The sequence below is a fragment of the Sphaerimonospora thailandensis genome (assembly GCF_016863115.1).
Lineage (GTDB): Bacteria > Actinomycetota > Actinomycetes > Streptosporangiales > Streptosporangiaceae > Sphaerimonospora > Sphaerimonospora cavernae.
Genome location: NZ_BOOG01000124.1, coordinates 1 through 1,715 on the forward strand (window position 1 = coordinate 1; position 1,715 = coordinate 1,715).

2 protein-coding genes are annotated in these 1,715 nt (G+C 67.8%); one reads left to right on the top strand and one right to left on the bottom strand.

Annotated features, from left to right (window positions below; translation table 11 throughout):
* Positions 1-66 precede the first annotated feature (66 nt).
* On the bottom strand, positions 67-381 hold the full coding sequence (locus tag Mth01_RS29215) for a hypothetical protein (protein ID WP_239090091.1): 315 nt from the start codon (positions 379-381) through the stop codon (positions 67-69).
* Between the two features lie 105 nt (positions 382-486).
* Between Mth01_RS29215 and Mth01_RS29220 the strand changes: the two genes are divergently transcribed.
* Positions 487-1,683, top strand: coding sequence for an IS630 family transposase (locus Mth01_RS29220; RefSeq protein ID WP_204019189.1), 1,197 nt, complete (start codon positions 487-489; stop codon positions 1,681-1,683).
* Positions 1,684-1,715: the final 32 nt, after the last annotated feature.

Sequence of the window (1,715 nt, forward strand, 5' to 3'; positions counted from 1 at the left end):
GCTTAGTGGTCGCGCCCGTAAATCCCTCGGGGGTTGACGATCAGCCGGTGGGTGTGCTGCTGGTGATCAGGAGTCGGTGTTGGTCACGTAGAGGTCGCAGACCAGGTCGAGGGCCTCTTGTGGGCTGCCGGTGAACCAGATGGCGTCCTCATAGCCGCCTGTGCTGGGCGTGTGGATGGCCAGCCCCCACCGGTGCGCCGATCCGCCATAGCGCAGTCGCATCAGCGGCACCCGCTCACCACCGGTGAGCTCGCCCTCGACATAGCCGAACTGGCCGCGGTAACGCACGTGAACGTCGATCAGCTGAGGCCAGTGCTGCCTGGCGTGCAAGAACAGCCGCTGAGCCAGGGAGGTCTTGGTCGATGCGGGAATGGCGGGCATGACGGCAATCTTGCCGCCCCGGCGCGTCATTCGCCTGCTTCCGGCGTGAATACCGGCATTGTCGTACGGGCCCGATAGAGATCACCGAGAAGTGAGTCCCGCCTCGTGCCCGCCCCCCGCGCACGCCAGATCGTGCTGACCCCCTCCGAGCGGCGCCGGCTCAAGCAGCTGGCCTACTCCCACACCGCCCCCTACCAGCAGGTCGTCCGCGCCAGAATCGTGCTGGACGCCGCTCGCGGCTACTCCAACGCGAAGATCTCCCGCCGCCAGGGCGTGACCGTGGACACCGTACGACTGTGGCGCGGCCGCTACGCCGATGAAGGCGCCCAAGGGCTGGCCGACCGGCCCCGCTCCGGACGCCCTCCGACGTTCACCCCACTGCAGGTGGCCGAGGTCAAAGCACTGGCCTGCCAGCTACCGGCCGAGACCGGCCTGCCGCTGTCACGCTGGAGCTGCCCGGACCTGGCCGGCGAAGTCGTCGGCCGGGGCATCGCCCCGGCGATCTCCGCCTCCACCGTCCGGCGGATCCTGGCCGCCGACGCGCTCAAGCCCTGGCAGTACCAGTCCTGGCTGTTCATCCGCGACCCGGACTTCGCCGCCAAGGCCGCCCGGGTCCTCGACTTGTACGCCCGCATCTGGGACGGAATTCCACTCGACGACGACGAGTACGTCATCTCCGCCGACGAGAAGACCTCCATCCAGGCCCGCTGCCGCTGCCACCCCACTCTGCCCCCGGGCGCCGCCCGGGCCATGCGGGTCAATCACGAATACGACCGCGGCGGCGCGCTGGCCTATCTGGCCGCCTACGACGTCCACCGCGCCCACGTGATCGGGAACTGCGCGGCCACCACCGGCATCGTCCCGTTCATGACCCTGGCCGAGCAGGTCATGACCCAAGAGCCCTACGCCTCAGCCAAGCGGGTGTTCTGGGTCGTCGACAACGGCTCCTCCCACCGGGGCAAGGCCGCCATCGACCGCCTGACCCAGCGTTTCCCGAACGCGGTCATGGTGCACACACCCGTCCACGCCTCGTGGTTGAATCAAGTGGAGATCTTCTTCTCCATCGTGCAGCGCAAAGTCCTCACGCCCAACGACTTCACTAGCCTTGACCAGGTCGAAGACCGGCTCATCGCCTTCGAGCAGCGTTACAACGAGACCGCCCGGCCGTTCAGATGGAAGTTCACCCCGGCCGACCTCGAGGACCTGCTGGCCCGGATCGAGCGGCACGAACAGAAGGAGTCCAACCTCCAGCAGCATCCCGGCTGCGACCACCAGCCTGCCGTACTCGACCTCGTCGCATAACCCCCGAGGGATTTACGGGCGCGACCACTTAG

Excerpts from the sequence above, each read along its gene's own strand:
- Mth01_RS29215 (WP_239090091.1), bottom strand. The coding sequence starts at position 381 with ATGCCCGCCATTCCCGCATCGACCAAGACCTCCCTGGCTCAGCGGCTG.